This window comes from Parabacteroides sp. Y3-G-102 (assembly GCF_023656845.1).
In the GTDB taxonomy this organism is placed as follows: Bacteria; Bacteroidota; Bacteroidia; order Bacteroidales; family Tannerellaceae; genus Parabacteroides; species Parabacteroides distasonis.
Genome location: NZ_JAMOKU010000075.1, coordinates 1 through 16,668, shown reverse-complemented (window position 1 = coordinate 16,668; position 16,668 = coordinate 1). Strand labels below are relative to the sequence as shown.

General features: G+C 43.6%; 13 protein-coding genes and 1 pseudogene. 11 read left to right on the top strand and 3 right to left on the bottom strand.

The window, feature by feature from the left end:
- Positions 1-153: 153 nt before the first annotated feature.
- A complete protein-coding gene (locus NBH16_RS22535) occupies positions 154-1,128 on the bottom strand; it encodes a polyprenyl synthetase family protein (protein WP_057327041.1) in 975 nt (324 codons plus the stop codon).
- Between the two features lie 101 nt (positions 1,129-1,229).
- Here NBH16_RS22535 and polA point away from each other — a divergent pair, with 101 nt between their 5' ends.
- Positions 1,230-3,995, top strand: coding sequence for a DNA polymerase I (gene polA, locus NBH16_RS22530; RefSeq protein WP_048926926.1), 2,766 nt, complete (start codon positions 1,230-1,232; stop codon positions 3,993-3,995).
- 182 nt (positions 3,996-4,177) lie between these two features.
- Here the strand turns inward: polA and NBH16_RS22525 are convergent, their stop codons facing one another.
- The gene (locus tag NBH16_RS22525) at positions 4,178-6,355 is read right to left on the bottom strand and encodes a C10 family peptidase (protein ID WP_229033145.1); all 2,178 of its coding nucleotides are present in this window, start codon (positions 6,353-6,355) and stop codon (positions 4,178-4,180) included.
- A 216-nt stretch (positions 6,356-6,571) separates the two neighbouring features.
- Here NBH16_RS22525 and NBH16_RS22520 point away from each other — a divergent pair, with 216 nt between their 5' ends.
- The 3 genes from NBH16_RS22520 (at position 6,572) to NBH16_RS22510 (ending at position 9,868) form a co-directional block, all read left to right on the top strand.
- Positions 6,572-7,651, top strand: coding sequence for an acyltransferase family protein (locus NBH16_RS22520; protein WP_250789090.1), 1,080 nt, complete (start codon positions 6,572-6,574; stop codon positions 7,649-7,651).
- 103 nt (positions 7,652-7,754) lie between these two features.
- Positions 7,755-8,858 (top strand): redox-regulated ATPase YchF, encoded by a 1,104-nt coding sequence (ychF, locus tag NBH16_RS22515; RefSeq protein WP_005863784.1) that lies wholly within the window; start codon positions 7,755-7,757, stop codon positions 8,856-8,858.
- 95 nt (positions 8,859-8,953) lie between these two features.
- A complete protein-coding gene (locus NBH16_RS22510; RefSeq protein WP_008773214.1) occupies positions 8,954-9,868 on the top strand; it encodes a TolB family protein in 915 nt (304 codons plus the stop codon).
- Here the strand turns inward: NBH16_RS22510 and NBH16_RS22505 are convergent.
- On the bottom strand, positions 9,860-11,005 hold the full coding sequence (locus NBH16_RS22505; RefSeq protein ID WP_250789089.1) for an AraC family transcriptional regulator: 1,146 nt from the start codon (positions 11,003-11,005) through the stop codon (positions 9,860-9,862). The two genes, NBH16_RS22510 and NBH16_RS22505, sit on opposite strands and share 9 nt — an antisense overlap.
- A gap of 204 nt (positions 11,006-11,209) precedes the next feature.
- Here NBH16_RS22505 and NBH16_RS22500 point away from each other — a divergent pair, with 204 nt between their 5' ends.
- The 7 genes and pseudogenes from NBH16_RS22500 to NBH16_RS22470 form a co-directional block, all read left to right on the top strand.
- The gene (locus tag NBH16_RS22500; protein WP_250789088.1) at positions 11,210-12,178 is read left to right on the top strand and encodes a fimbrillin family protein; all 969 of its coding nucleotides are present in this window, start codon (positions 11,210-11,212) and stop codon (positions 12,176-12,178) included.
- Positions 12,179-12,680: 502 nt separating this feature from the next.
- Positions 12,681-13,628, top strand: a complete 948-nt coding sequence (locus NBH16_RS22495; protein ID WP_196009188.1) for a fimbrillin family protein — start codon at positions 12,681-12,683, stop codon at positions 13,626-13,628.
- A gap of 126 nt (positions 13,629-13,754) precedes the next feature.
- Entirely contained in the window at positions 13,755-14,210 is a 456-nt protein-coding gene (locus tag NBH16_RS22490) for a DUF4252 domain-containing protein (protein WP_005863774.1), read from the top strand.
- Between the two features lie 11 nt (positions 14,211-14,221).
- Positions 14,222-14,734 carry a GFO_1088 family ECF-type sigma factor gene (locus NBH16_RS22485; RefSeq protein ID WP_005863772.1) on the top strand — a complete coding sequence of 171 codons (513 nt, stop codon included), beginning with the start codon at positions 14,222-14,224 and terminating at the stop codon, positions 14,732-14,734.
- A complete protein-coding gene (locus NBH16_RS22480; protein WP_048926931.1) occupies positions 14,727-15,119 on the top strand; it encodes a hypothetical protein in 393 nt (130 codons plus the stop codon). The genes NBH16_RS22485 and NBH16_RS22480 overlap by 8 nt, the downstream gene beginning before the upstream one ends.
- A gap of 4 nt (positions 15,120-15,123) precedes the next feature.
- The gene (locus tag NBH16_RS22475; RefSeq protein ID WP_230319854.1) at positions 15,124-15,588 is read left to right on the top strand and encodes a DUF4252 domain-containing protein; all 465 of its coding nucleotides are present in this window, start codon (positions 15,124-15,126) and stop codon (positions 15,586-15,588) included.
- A 76-nt stretch (positions 15,589-15,664) separates the two neighbouring features.
- Positions 15,665-16,528: pseudogene (locus NBH16_RS22470) on the top strand (DUF4934 domain-containing protein); the annotation flags it as partial.
- Between the last annotated feature and the right edge of the window lie 140 nt (positions 16,529-16,668).

Genomic DNA, 16,668 nt, shown 5'->3' with positions numbered 1-16,668 from the left:
CTCCTTCAGCATACGGAGCTTGAACTCCATGCTGTAATTTTTACGTTCTCTTAACTTGTTTGACATGTTACACACGTTCTTTTAATTGTTAATTACGTGTGAAGTAAATCTGTATCATGTCAATCTCTCTACAACTAATAGATAAAGGAATTTCTATTTGGAGCGAGTCATAATATAATCCGCCAACTGGATCAAGGATATCCGAGCCTCGGATTCCGGAAGCCTCAAAAGAACATCGACCGCCTTATCATGATATTCCTTCATGCGGGCCTCGGCATATTCGATTCCACCATTCGCCTTGGCGAACTCGATCAAGGAATCGACATTCTCCGCCGCGAAATCCTTCCGTAAAATCATATCCAAATAACGGGCGGCCTCCTCTTCCCTACCCTGCCGCAAGGCATATAATAATGGAAGCGTAACCTTACCCTCACGAATGTCATTTCCCGTCGGCTTACCGATATTCGCCTCCTTGAAATAATCAAAGATATCATCCTTGATCTGGAAGCAATACCCCAGATACTCGCCAAACTCACGGCAAAGAGCGATCACCTCCGCAGAGGCGCCCGATGAAATGGCCCCAATCTCCGTGCAAGCGGAAAGCAAGGTAGCCGTCTTCTTCTTGATAACTTGCAGATAACAATTCTCGTCTAAGATACTCTCCTCGGCGGTCTCCAATTGCTTGATCTCACCTTCGGACAAGTCTCTGCCTAAATTAGAGATAATCCCGACAATCCGCAAATCGCCGGTTTGTATGGAACGGATCAAAGCGGTAGAAAGCACATAATCACCTACCAACACGGAAATACGGTTATCGAAGATAGCGTTCAATGAGGGAACGCCACGACGTTGCTTCGTCTCATCGATCACGTCATCGTGAATCAATGTAGCGGTATGCAAAAGCTCCAGCAAAACAGCGGAATTGATCGTGTTATCCGTAACCTGTCCACAGACCTTGGCGGTAAGGAGCACCAATAACGGACGCACATGCTTCCCGGTAGAATTCAGTATAACGTCGATAGCCGATTGTAACCGGGTCGTCTCGCTGCGTAGAGATGCCTCGAAATCCTTATTGAAACGTTCAAATTCAGCGGAAACCGGTTCTTCTATTTTCCTTCTTTCATCCATAATTCCATGCAAAGATTCGCAAAAGTAACAAAAACTATCGAGTAAGCGAGTTTTTTCGTACATTTACCCAGATTTTGTCCCACTAAAACGTGTTAAAAGTAATGAAGTTATTCCTTATAGATGCGTATGCGTTAATTTATCGCTCCTATTACGCCTTCATCAAGAATCCGCGTATCAACTCCAAGGGTGTGAATACCTCCGCCATTTTCGGTTTTATCAACAGTCTGGAGGATGTATTAAAACGTGAGAACCCGACTCATATAGCGGTGGCCTTTGACCCGAAGGGACCGACTTTCCGCCATGAGGCCTTCGAGCAATACAAGGCACAACGGGAAGAGACGCCGGAAGTGATCCGTCAATCCGTCCCTATCATTAAAGAAATCATAGAGGCTTACAATATTCCGATTCTGGAAGTACCCCGCTACGAGGCGGACGATGTGATCGGCACCGTGTCCAAACAGGCGGAGAAGGAAGGCTTCGAGGTGTACATGATGACGCCGGATAAAGATTACGGCCAATTGGTGTCCGAACATATATTTATGTATCGTCCGAAATTCGGAGGCGATTACGAGATCATGGGCGTGCCCGAGGTCTTAAACAAGTACGGCCTCACGAGTACGGAGCAAGTGATCGACTTGCTGGGACTGATGGGCGACGCTTCCGATAATATCCCCGGCTGTCCGGGTGTCGGCGAGAAGACCGCTCAAAAACTACTGACCGAATTCGGAAGTATCGAGAACCTGTTAGCGAACACTGATAAGTTGAAAGGCGCGCAAAAGAAGAAGGTAGAGGAGAACGCCGAGCAAATCCGTTTCTCCAAATTCTTGGCGACGATCAAGACGGATGTCCCTATCGAGTTCGATGCCGCCCGTTGCGTTCGTGAAAAGCCAAACGAAGAGCGCCTGACTGAGATTTACACAGAATTGGAATTTAGAACATTTATTAACAAACTAAGTTCTGAGCCGGTCAAAGCCGCTCCGAAAGGTCCCGTTCAAGGCGATTTGTTCGCGATTTTTACGCCCGAGAGTACGGAAGAGCCCAAAAAATCGATTCTCACGGACTTAAAGTCCACCCCCCATAACTATTATTTAACTGATACAGAGGAAAAACAAGCCGATTTAGCCCGCTTTTTATTGGGTCAAGAATTTTTCGCTTTTGACACGGAAACCGATGGCATCGATCCCTTGAAAGCCGGATTGGTCGGAATGTCGTTCGCCGTGAAAGAAAACGAGGCTTGGTATGTCCCTGTTCCCGCCAACTCAGTAGAGGCGGCGAAAGTAGTGGAACGCTTCTCCCCTGCCCTGCAAAATCCGAAATCATTAAAGATCGGGCAAAACATCAAATTCGATATTTTGGTACTTCGTAAATACAACGTGAAGGTAGCCGGTCCTCTGTTCGATACGATGATCGCCCATTACCTGCTGAATCCGGAATTGCGGCACGGAATGGATTACCTAGCGGAGACCTACCTCAAGTACCAGACCGTCCACATCGAGGAACTGATCGGCCCAAAAGGAAAGAACCAGTTATCGATGCGAAACGTACCCGTGGAGCAAATCGCCGAATACGCCGCCGAGGACGCGGACATCACGCTCAAGCTAAAGAATTATTTCGCACCCGAGTTAAAGAAGGAAGGACTGGAATCCCTCTTCACCACGATCGAGATGCCATTAATATATGTATTAGTGGAAATGGAGGCCACCGGCGTCACGCTAGACACGGTAGCGCTTAAGCAATCTTCGGGCGAACTTACCGCCTCCATGAACAAACTGGAGCAAGAGGTTTACGAGCTGGCCGGCACGGAGTTCAACATTAACTCCACGAAACAGGTCGGCGAAATCCTTTTCGACCGCTTGAAGCTGGACGAGAAAGCGAAGAAGACCAAAACAGGCGGTTACAGTACCAGCGAGGATGTATTGGAGAAACTTCGCAACAAGCATCCCATCATCGGCAAGCTTCTTGAATACCGCGGACTTAAAAAGTTATTAAGTACCTATATCGACGCTCTACCCGAGTTGATCAATCCGCAGACCGGAAAGATACATACCTCTTTCAACCAAGCGGTAACATCTACCGGACGCCTCAGCTCTACCAATCCGAACCTGCAAAACATTCCGGTACGGGACGATCTGGGCCGTGAGATCCGTAAGGCATTTATCCCGGACAATACGGATTGCCTCTTCTTCTCGGCCGACTACTCCCAGATCGAGCTTCGTATCATGGCCCACCTGAGCGGTGACCCGCATATGATCGAGGCTTTCCAAAGCGGAGCGGATATCCACGCCGCCACAGCCGCCAAGATCTACGGAATCCCGGTAGAAGAAGTAACCAGCGATATGCGCCGGAAGGCGAAAACCGCCAACTTCGGTATCATCTACGGCATCTCCGTCTTCGGGCTCGCCGAGCGTCTGGGCATCCCTCGTTCTGAGTCCAAGGAACTGATAGACGGTTATTTCAGCACCTACCCCCGCATCAAGGAATACATGGAGGAGAGCATCAAGGTAGCCAAGGAAAAAGGATACGTAGAGACCATTTTCAAGCGCAAGCGTTTCCTTCCGGATATCAACTCACACAACGCCGTCGTACGCGGCTATGCCGAGCGAAACGCGATCAATGCCCCTATCCAAGGGAGCGCCGCCGATATCATCAAACTAGCGATGGTACGCATTTACGAACGCTTTGAGGAAGAGGGATTGAAAAGCAAGATGATCCTCCAAGTACACGATGAGTTAAACTTCAATGTCTACAAAGAGGAAGCCGAGGAGGTAAAGAAAATCGTGCTGGAGGAAATGGAAAACGTCATGAAACTACAAGTCCCCTTAATCGCCGATTGCGGCGAGGGAGAGAACTGGTTGGAGGCGCATTAAAATAATGCCGGAATTCCCCTTAAAAAAACATGTACGTGTTTTCCGAAAAACTTGTACGACTTTTTCCAAAAACACGTACGTGTTTTTTTAAGACCATAACAGCCTAAGTAAAAACAACAGGGTGTCCTAAATCGCCGGAAGCTTTTTAGGACACCCTATTTATTAGTGATCAAAAGGAACTCTTATTGCTTATAAATCTTCTTAGAGATTATTCCATCCGCCGTCTTTATACGTAAGATATAATGCCCGGAAGGTATCGACAAGGTAGTCGTATATTGTTTCCGGCTATCTATGGTAGTTCCCCAGACAGACGCGCCGTCGTAAGTATAAAGCATCATATTTTCTATCGCCACATCCGATTGAACCGATAATAGGCCGGAAGCGGAATCAAACGCATATTCCAAATCCGAGACAGACGGCTCGGTAACCTCATTAGAAACCACTAGCGAACCATCGATCTTTAGGCAGAACGTACGATAGCTTTCACGGATATCCGTATACTTGGTTTCCCACAGCTCACTCAAGTCACCTTGGTAGGTAGCCATTACGGCAAGCATATCACCAATACCCCAATCAAACGAGCCACTATAAGATACCGTCTGGCTCTTCCCTGCCGGAATCTCCAGCCAATTATTCACCTCCCAACTGTAATCGTCTATCGAGAGATTAGGATCTCGCACGTAAAGGCCGGCCGTACCTTGGAAATTCGTTTTTTGCTTGTTATAGAAAGTCACCTCAAAGGTAGCGGTCCCACTTTCCGCATCATACTCGACCTTTACAGGATCGGCGGTCAAGCTATTCCGTGCCTGTGAGAAAGAAATAACGCTATCCTTCACATCCAACAAGATATAATCATACGGATGATTTACCGAACGGATCGGACGTAGGATGCTATCTCCTTCCATTCCTCCCAGTACGTACATATACAGAGTAGCCGTAGTATCCGGGATACCTAGGGACTCACAAAGGAAATCTTTCGTTATATAATTACCTAGCTGAAAGTCCGCGATCGTATCTAAAAATGCCGCTTCGCTAACAGGCAACTCCACCGCCTCATTCTCTTCGAAAAAGGCTAATGTATGGACATAGCTCCCATCTTGCCCCAAGTTAAATAGGTTATAAGTAATCGGAAACTTCTCACCAAGCTTGATACTTTCAATATCTTTAGTACCCAAAGAACTGATCGTTAACAACTTCACAGGCTTCGAGTCATCAGACGGTTTGCGGATACCCGTGATCATGGCTTGGCGTTCATTGTAAGTACGTAAATTATCGTCAATCGCACCTAACTCAAAATATCCACTACCAAACCAGCCCGTATTTAAATGGAAAAGTCCGCTCCGATTATAGCCATCGCAAACAAATGCCCATTTATAGGCCTGATTATTTTCTCCGCTACCTCCTTCATAATAAACCGGACGTTGAGCGGCTAGTTCCGTTTTCAGCAGATCCGTCCATTCTTTTCCGGAAAAGAAGGTCCTATCATACAATTGTATATTCTTATCATATCCAAAATTATTAATGAAAGCCTTCCGTACATCTTCTTTATTAGCCCCCATATCCCATTCATAATTCATATAGGCAGCCGCTCCACAATGAAAAATCAGCGTGGAAACAGCCTCTATCTCATCCCAAGAGGAAGACTCATCAAGAGTAGCAGGCATATTTTCCCAATCATACGTTGTATGCCCAAAATTAGCGGAAACAACCAACGTACTTCCCGGATTCTTATAATTTACGTTACCCATACCGCTTTTCGGATATTGATAATAATTCATGATCTGCGCCATAGCGACACCTTCCCCACCCGCAAAAGTTAGAACATCATTGACAACCGGGCACATCTCATTGTAGGGAGCATCATCCTTCCATTCCGTTTTAATCAAAGGGATCACCGCCTCCGGAAACCGTGAAGAAGCCTCAACACTATCCACCGCTAGAGGCATCCCGGACCGTAACGCCTTTACATAATGGATATACATACGCATAAAATTCTCCATCGTAGCGGACAGACCTTTCTCCGGCAAAGCCCCCTTATCGGATATACCCAATAACTGCTTTCCACGATCTTCTCCGGATACGATTACAAAACCTTGGTTATCCCCTACGTTATACAGGTAAAGCAAGGCATTCTCCACACTCGAGAAACGTAATTTAGAAGGAGCCTCGATGCCTTCCTCCGTCCCTACGTAGGCCAACTTAAACTCAGGAAAAGAACCGGCCCTCAACACCGAGGTATTCTCCATCGAATACTGTTGCTGGGCAATCCGGAGCGCTTCGGCCGAACCTATCGGATCTGCCGAAAGTGTTTGTACACATAGCGTAGCACAAGCTAACAAAGCCAAGTAGACGTGTTTCATTGACATAAAGTTTTGAATGAATATTAAATACTAATACATACAAAGTTATCAAAAGCTTTCAAATTCTTTCTATACATAGGCAAGTCTCTACGCTAATTCATGCAAGAAAATTATGACAAATTAGCCAAAGGATCAGTAAATCTAATAGTATGATGAGAATCTTGTCTAAATTTCCATATTGATTTCCTACATTTACAGACTTAATGTAACGAAATTATGATTAACACTTTAACATCTTTGCGATTTATATTCGCCATGATGGTTTTTGGGGCGCACTGTTATGTAATAGATAATCACTTCGATATCTATTTTTTCAAGGAGGGATTTGTAGGGGTTAGTTTCTTTTTCATGCTAAGCGGTTTTATTATAGCGTACAATTATCAAAAGAAATTTAGTGAGAATAAGATAACCAAACGCACTTTTTGGGTAGCACGCATCGCCCGTATTTATCCCTTACACTCGCTGACCTTATTGATTGCCGTCGCTTTAGGAAACTATGTAATAGCATCGGGAACTATAGATTGGTGCAAGCATTTCCTCGCCTCACTCACATTGACAAACGCCTATATACCAAAAGACAATTACTTTTTTTCATTCAACAGCCCTTCGTGGAGTTTATGTTGTGAACAGCTTTTCTATATTTGTTTTCCTTTCCTTATAGCATTCACGAAAGACTACAGAAAATTACTTAGCACTTTCTTGATTTGCGCGATATTGAGCGTTGTCGGTATGTATTTTACGCCTTTGGAAAGTATAAAAGGATATTGGTATGTTAATCCAATCACCCGACTTCCGGATTTTATAGCCGGGATGCTATTATTTCAATTATACGACCATTTGAAAACTAAAAACATCACCTCCAGCCAAGGAAGTATCATAGAGATCGCGTCAATAGCATTATTCTTAAGTTTCTATCTGTATGCCGCTGAAATCCCCAAAGTATACCGATACTCCTGCTACTACTGGATTCCCATCGCGTTTATCCTAATAAGTTTTTCCCTGCAAAAAGGTATGGTCTCACGACTCCTATCGAACCGCCTCTTAGTGATTGGCGGAGAAATCAGTTACAGTTTCTATTTGATTCATCTTTTTGTACTGCTCTCTTATGCTAAATGGCAAAAAGAAAGCGACTTTCATATAGACTGGTACATCTCGATCCCGCTTCTATTTTGTGTCATAATCCTGTTGAGCCTGTTTTCTTACTACCATTTCGAGAAGCCTATGAACAAACTCGTTAAAACATTATTAAACAAACAATCGATGAGGCAACCGGTTAAGCATGAAGAGAAAGCCTAAGAAAATAACCGTATCAGCCTAAAATTGATTATCTTTGCGAACTCAAAACAAGTCGCTTGGAGCGACTATATAACAGATTGATAATAAAAAATACGATAATAATATGGCATTACAATGTGGCATTGTGGGACTTCCGAACGTAGGAAAGTCTACCCTTTTCAATTGCCTATCCAACGCGAAGGCACAATCAGCGAACTTTCCGTTCTGTACGATCGAACCGAATGTAGGCGTGATCACCGTACCCGACGAGCGACTGAATAAACTAGCGGAAATCGAACATCCGCAACGAGTGATCCCCACCACCGTAGAGATCGTGGATATCGCCGGATTGGTGAAAGGAGCGAGTAAAGGCGAGGGACTGGGCAATAAGTTCTTGGCTAATATCCGTGAGACAGACGCTATCTTGCACGTATTGCGTTGCTTCGACGACGATAATATCGTGCACGTGGACGGACGTGTAGACCCGGTCCGTGATAAGGAGATCATTGACTATGAGCTTCAGATCAAGGATTTGGAAACGATAGACAGCCGTATCGCCAAGGTGCAAAAACAAGCGCAAACCGGAGGTGATAAGCAAGCCAAGATCGCTTACGAGGTACTTTGTAAATACAAAGAGGCTTTAGAACAAGGAAAAAGCGCACGTACCGTTTCTTTTGATACGAAAGACGAGGAGCGCATTGCCCACGATTTATTCTTGCTGACGGATAAACCTGTCATGTATGTTTGTAACGTGGATGAGGCTAGTGCCGTAAATGGCAATAAATATGTAGATGCCGTACGTGAGGCGGTTAAAGACGAAGATGCCCAGATTTTAGTAGTCGCCGCTAAGATCGAGAGCGAGATCGCTGAGTTCGATACCTATGAGGAACGCCAGATGTTCTTACAAGAGATCGGATTGGAAGAGTCTGGCGTAAGCCGTTTGATTAAATCGGCTTATAAATTATTGAATCTGCAAACCTTCTTGACCGCCGGACCGGACGAATGTCGTGCGTGGACGTTCCATAAAGGCTGGAAAGCTCCTCAATGCGCCGGTGTTATCCATACGGACTTCGAAAAAGGATTTATCCGTGCCGAGGTGATCAAGTACGAGGATTATATCGCTTATGGCTCCGAGGCTGCTGTTAAAGAGGCCGGAAAGATGAGCGTTGAAGGTAAGGAATATGTTGTGCAAGATGGAGATATCATGCATTTCCGTTTCAATGTATAAAGAGTAATCGAAATAAATTATATCTTTGAAACCGGGTAAAATAGCGTAAAGCTAATTTTACCCGGTTTTCTTATATCCTTTAAATCTATATGTATATGAAACGTTTTCTCAATTCTGTACTTTGTATGTGTATCGCCGTTTTTTGTACGCATGCCCAAAAAAAGAATGTGACTAGTGTGCTGGAAGTGATGGACATTACGACCGGGCAACGTTCCGTTGTCAAGGAATTCCCTTTTTTAATCGAGGCACCTAACTGGACTCCGGATGGTAATTGGCTTGTATATAATAGTGGAGGAAAATTATATAAGCTCTCTCCGGAATCTCCGGGCGAGCCGCAATTAATCAATAGCGACTATGCGACCCGTTGCAACAACGACCATGTGATCTCTGCGGATGGCAAACAAATAGCGATCAGTAACGGAACAAAAGAAGATGGTAAATCGCGTGTCTATACCCTGCCTTTCGAAGGAGGTGTTCCCCGGTTGATTACCCCACTCGGTCCTAGCTACCTACACGGGTGGAGCCCCGACGGAAAACAACTCGCTTATTGCGCTGAAAGAAACGGTAATTTTGATGTTTACGTCATTCCTTCCCTAGGCGGAGAAGAAAAACGTCTTACGACAGCCGAAGGTTTGGACGATGGCCCCGAATACTCACCTTGCGGACAATATATCTGGTTCAACTCCGTACGTACCGGGCTTATGCAAGTCTGGCGCATGAAAGCGGATGGTTCCGAACAAACCCAAATGACATTCGATGAGACCCGTAATTCTTGGTTTCCCCACATCTCTCCGGATGGAAAACAAATCGTTTTCATCACCTATACAAAAGGAGATCTGGAACCCGGACAGCACCTCGCCAATAAAAACGTAGAGTTACGCCTTATGCCGGCCGAGGGCGGAGAACCTAAGACTTTAGTCAAACTATTCGGCGGCCAAGGTACCATAAACGTAAACTCTTGGGCACCCGATAGCAAACGATTCGCTTTCGTCAGCTACCGGTTAAATTGACTCGTTCCCGTCTCTCCTGTATTCGGAAAGAATAACCCCCGTCTGCTTAATAAACGCACGACGGAACGTACTGATAGAATGGAAGCCCGAACGTTCGGCTATCTCTTGTATACTGGCCAGAGGTTCGGCTTCCAATAGACGTTTACTTTCCTCTACCCTGAAATGGTTTACGTAATCCGAGAAGGAACAACCTAGTTCTTTATTAAACAATTGGGATAGATAAGAACGGCTCATCGGGAAGATCCGCTGTAAATCCGTTAAGCGCAAATCTTCCCGTAGATAGGGCTTTTCACGTTCAAACCACGCCTGTACTTCCTCAACATACCTTTGGCGTATGATGCCTTTCTGTTCCTCACTACCTTGATCATCATCCGTATCCTCCTCCAAATCGGGTAATCCCCATCCGCTCTCGAATGTGTGATCCAAATGGATAACCTTTAGGAACAAGGCCTTATAAAAGAAATAGTACCATAAAACCAATAAAAACGTTTTGTCGATTACATATAGGCTAACCCGATCCGTAAACAACAATACCAAATAAAAAATATACATAGAAGAAAGGATCAGCATGGTCTTTTTCAACCAGTCCAGATCATAATCTTCCGGGTCCGATACATTTTCCCTTAAATACACCTTAAATCCCTCACTATAGCGCAAGATCAGATAAATAGGAACGATCATATACAGAAGCGTGAAAAATAAAATCAAAAGCCTTATAACCACATCCAGATTCAAGGTATCGAATACCTCGCCAAAAGAGTTATAACGATGAATATTTCCACCGGATAGCCGGTAAATCAAAAAAGAAATACCCAATACCCATATCGGACTGGTAAAAATAAAGAAACGGCGAACGGTCATATAGCAAGGTCGTAACACTTCTATCACGTAACAAGCCAATGTAGCTACCACAATACATCCCATAATCAGCACATCCGGATGAAATATCTCTTTTGAATCCTCTAAATACAGGTTAACCGATACTCGTACCACCGCTAAAAACGCCCATAATAACATACTCCACCCCAAAATCTGTTTTGCCCTATTCTCACGGGCCCGTAGTAGCAGGGTAATACCACCAAAAACACAAAAGCCTAATATCTGTAAGCTTAGTAGAAACTGAATTTTATCCAACATAATAACACTACCTCCTATCTATTAAACAATACGCCCCCCCGAATGTTCTTTTTGACCCCTCAGTTAACAATATGAACGCCTTAGACAATTTGAACGATCTAATTTTATACGATTTCACCGACGTTTTAGACCGTATGCACCTCCCTTTCCCCTTAACCACCCGATATTTGCATCCAGAAGTTTCACACAAAAATAAGTAAAATAATGAGAAATTTAGTACTCTTTACCAGTATGATTTTAAGCTTTTGGGGTTGCTCCAACGACAAAGACTTCGGAGGTCTTGAGAATATCGGCTGGAATGAAAAACCACTCCAAATAACGACTCGTATCCTAACTACAAAATCCACCAATTTTATACAAGAATTTAAAGAAGGCTCTATGCTCGGACTACAAATCACGTCCGGTACAGTCGACGATTTATGCAATGGCATATCCACTTATAAAAACGTAAGCGTAAAAGCTTATAGAGTGAATGGAAAAATCCGGTGGCAACAGAGTCCGGAAGTGATCCTCGACTCTAATGAAGCTACGATATACGCATATTATCCATATCAAGAAGATATAAATTTTAACGCCCGGCAGATACCTGTTAAACTGGCCCCGAACGCATTGGAGACCGATGATTATATGTATGGAACCCATGCGATCGGACAAAAAGCAGTCAACAGTACCTCGCCACTTGTATTACTCAGCATGAATCATGCCCTATCGCTTATATCTTTCCAGCTGAACCTAAGCAAAGGCAAGACAGGTGCCTTTATTATAAGTTCCGTTCAAGTAGGAAATAAGCCCGGTGGAACAACTTTAGTCAGCGAAGGAACCCTCGATATCACGACAGGCGATATCATCGGTTCTACCGCCCGTAGCACGTCCGCATCCACGGTATTATCCTTGACGAATCCGGTTACCCTCATCAACGAGAAATATTGTGATCCTATGCGGCTCATGGTAATTCCACCTTCCGGCACGATCGGAACCGGAGACGTGGAGACCTTATTCACGATCAACGGAGAAACCTACAAATTTGACATACCCGCTAACACCCAATGGGAAAAAGGGAAAAAATATTTATATAAGCTAAGCTTTAACGGAAGGTCGTTACAATTGCGAGACGTCTCTATCACAGACTGGTTACCGGGTAACGACGAAGGATTGATTGGCAATATCATGTAAGTTTTTTATGTTGTGGTTATTAAGGTGTAATGCCGTGGCAAGCTTTGATCCGTTTGCCACCGGCAACTACACTGAAAATAACAATTGGCTCTATCATTCCGGCGAATTAGACCATCGGCGTCACTACCCGTACGATGTGTTTTTCACTCAGCCGACTCTATATATTCTCTCAATAAGAGAAACAACGGGTCTCGTCCAAATACCCTTTTACATTCAAGGGCTATCATTCCCTCTCAACTTATCGCCAAAAACACTCTTCTATTTGACTATTACAAGGACGAGACCCGTTTAATAATATCTTTATATCTCTTGGATATATTGATTATTATAGTATACAATAAAGCAGGTTACTTTGCGTATTAAGAGGATAAAACAATCGTTACTATATAATATATAAAAATATCATTTTATAACAGGAATGATAATTAATAGTAATAGAATAATAAACTATATTGGCTCAAATGTTTATTGTTTGAAAGGTTCCATTAAAACATTAGACAAAATGAACAAATTATTATTAATTACGATCTTGTTAATCATCTTTACCGGATGTCATGAAAATCAGCAGTGGATGTCCAAAGAGAAATCAACCACACGAAAGTCAGTTCTTGAAATGACCACCCGGTCCTATACGGCAGGTTCTTCAGTATTCACCGAAATTCTGCCCGAAGGGTCCGAAATAGGATTATTTATAACCTATGGTAATCAAGACAGTTTATATAAAGGCGCATCTCTTTATAAAAACGTAAAATCAAAGGCTGTAGGCTCATCAAAAGGTTCTTTAAAATGGAAACAAACACCGCAGGTATTCCTCAGATCTAATCGACCAGTCATGATCTACGCTTACTCACCTTATAAAGTACAAATACCGTTAGATCCCACTTCCATACCGATCAAAATATCCCCAATCGCGGCGGAAACCCCCTTTTATAAATATGGGAGGCTCTCGCAAGGTCAAAAAGAGGTTAACCGTAAATCTCCGCTCGCGAAACTCTCCATGAATTACGCGTTATCACTTCTCTCATTCGAAATATATCAAGATTCGAACATTAACGGGCTATTCAAGCTAACCTCCATACAGATCGGTAACCGTGCGGGAGGTAATACCTTGCAGTATACCGGCACAATGGATATCGTAACCGGAAATATCAAAGGAACTCCCGGGGCACACAAGGCCACTTTACTTACAATAGATCCATCCGTAACTTTACGACACGCGAAAGCGGAGGAGCAAAATATCCGTATAGTCCCTACCTACTCTCCTATCCGGGAAAAAGAAGTTGAGGCGATCTTTACTATCAATGGAAGAACTTACAAATACATCATTCCGGAAGGCACCTGTTGGAATAAAGGATATAAATACTCATACAAATTCTACTTCGATGGTAAGGAGATTAAGTTTCACGACTTAGTTGCCTGCATTTGGATACCTAAGTTGAATAAAAAATAATTCTTTTTTTGCCTATTTTTGTAACAAACAAATCCCTTATCCCGTCTTCTTTGTGAAAGCCCCACTCTAAGGCGCACGGACAAAGGGCTATCCAAAAACATAGTATTAACGAAAAAGTCAATTACAATGAAAAGATTACTAGCGTTACTGGCCATCCTCCTTATCAGCCAAGTAGGATACGGGCAGCAGAAGATGGATCAATTATTCAATGCTTTCCGGGGTGAAAGCGATGTTACTTCCGTAAATATCGGAAACATAACGATGAAGCTAGCCAGCCTGTTCACCGAGACAATGGGAGTAAACGGTATAGAGATCCTTGAATTTGATAATTGTGCCCAAGAGGTGAAAGACCGACTGTCTACCGCCATACGGAACCTGAGAGATCCTGATTATGAGACGATGGTTACGGCAAATGAAAGGGACAGTCGCACGAAAGTTCTTGTCAAAATAAAAGAGGATATGATCCGTGAACTGGTCATATTCACGACAGGAAGCGACAATGCGTTAATCCGTATCAAAGGAAAGATCAGCCCGTCCGATCTAGACCGGGTAATCAATGAGCACAAAACTGGAAATCATTAAGGGCGATACCGATGGACGTTGATGTTTTTAAACAACGGTTCCTTCCATTTCATCCTAAACTCTATCGAATCGCTTATGCCTTATTAGACAATAAAGCGGATGCGGAAGACATACTTCAAGATGCCTATTGCAAATTATGGAATAAAAGGGATGAGCTGGGAGACATCCAGAATCCGGAAGCATTTTCCATAACATTGGTCAAGAATCTTTGTCTGGATTTCCTGCGCTCGCCTAAAGCAAGCCGAAGAGACAACGAAGAGGCATTGGAGACCGTTCTATTAACGACCGACTCCTCGCCGGAAAAGGAACTGGAAGAAAAGGAGGATATCCGGCATATACAGGAACTGATCGAGCAGCTCCCCGAGAACCAGAGGCAGGTAATCCGCCTGCGTGGTATTGAGGATTGCTCCTATGAGGACATTGAACAGATTACAGGGCTTAGCTCCTCTAATATAAGAACATTACTTTCCCGGGCACGCAAATTGATCCGGGAGAAACTAGAAAAAGCAAGTTGTCATGGATGATAAAAAGATAGATGAACTAATAAACAAGGCACTCCAAGAGGATTTAGCCTTACCGGAGGGACTTTCCGAAAGGCTGGAACGACGAATCGACTTCCTAGCCCAAGAAGAGGTATCTCCCCGAGTCTCACGAAGACGTTCCTTCTATTGGATAAGCGGAATCGCCGCCGCTATTCTTGGCGCCCTATTCCTCATCTTCACGGAGACAAATCGTCCGGCTCCCACTATGGCCGATACCTTTACCGATCCTGAAGAGGCAGCTGTCGTAGCCCAAAATGCCTTGGCGTTCATGTCTAGGAATTTAAACAAAGGTCTCGGGCAGGTCAATGAAGCCGGTCAAGAGATCACAAAAATAAACAAGATCGTAAATAAACATTTAAATGATTAATACAATGAGACTCAAACAACTATATACAATACTGCTTCTCTGCTGCGTGAATATCTGTTTTGCCCAGAACAAGCTTTTCGACAAATATGCGGATATGGACGATGTTACTTCCGTATATATCTCCAAGAAGATGTTTCAGATGATGCCGGTCATGGAAACCGCCGGACTCAACCTTGCCAATCTGAAAGGGAAAATAGAATCCCTGCAAATACTCACCACCCAAAAAGCGGATTTGAGGGAACGAATGCGAGGGGAGTTCAAAGCCTTGATCGGAAAGGACCATGAGGAACTCATGCGAGTAAAAGACGGAAAGACCAAAGCCAATTTCTACGTCAAGCAACAAGGAGAACTGATACAGGAGTTGATCATGATAGCCGACATGGACGATGGGGGTTTCAGCGTCATGCAATTGTTAGGGCGTTTTACGCTCCAAGATGTGCAGGAAATTACCAGTGAGATCAACAAATAATTAGGATAATTTCGTGAAAACCATCGGCTTTTTATAGTATCTTCACCACCATAAGTTAAACAAAAATCATACGCGTATGAAAAGATTCATTTTTACAGGGATAATCATCCTGTTTGTTATGGCTGGATGTGGAGGCGACCATTCATCGACCGATGGTCTTATAACCGTGGATGTAAACGATAGTTATTCAACCAAAAAAGAGTTGGTCCTTCAAGACTTCATGGATGTGGAGTATATTCCGCTGGAAACAAACGATGAGTTTATCAATCGGGCATGCGTGCAGGCGGTTGGCGAGAAATACATAATCGTGACAAACTTTTACGATGATGGCAATATTTTCGTATATGGCCGGAACGGAAAAGCTATTCGCAAAATAAATCGCAAGGGACAAGGTGGAGAAGAATACGTGTCTATGAGATCGGTTTCGTTAGATGAAGAAAACGAAGAGATTTTCGTAAATGATTTTCATGCGAAAAAGATAAGGGTTTATGATTTGGAAGGAAATTTCAAACGAAGTCTGAATCAAAGAAGCGAGAAAAGTTCGTTTTACGTGGAAATGCTTGATTATGACAAGGACAACTTGATTTGCTATGATAAGTTTAATTTTGAGGTACCGTTCTTGCTTGTGTCGAAGCAAGATGGAAGTATAACGAAAGAAATCACGGTTCCATATAAAGAGAAGCAATTATTCCATATCGTTGAAAGACTTTATGATAAAGGAGAAACAAGAGCAGCTGGACCAGGTCCGTATAACAGTATAATTCCTTTTAAGGGTAATTGGATTCTATTTGAGGCCTCTTCAGATACGGTATACACCTTAATGCCTGATTACAGTTTGCGCCCGCTTATCGCACGAACACCCCCTATCCACACCATGGATCCGGGCGTTTTCGTCGTCTTAAGATTGATTTCCGATCGTTATTATTTCATGGAAAGCGTAACGAATATATATGATTTTAACGGCTCACCCGATAAACCTGGGGGATTAAGCATACAGCTTTGTAAGTCTGAAAAGAAAGAATTTTATATCCGTTACTCCTCTTAAAGCAGCTCTAAACGCCTTAATTTTAGCATTAAAAG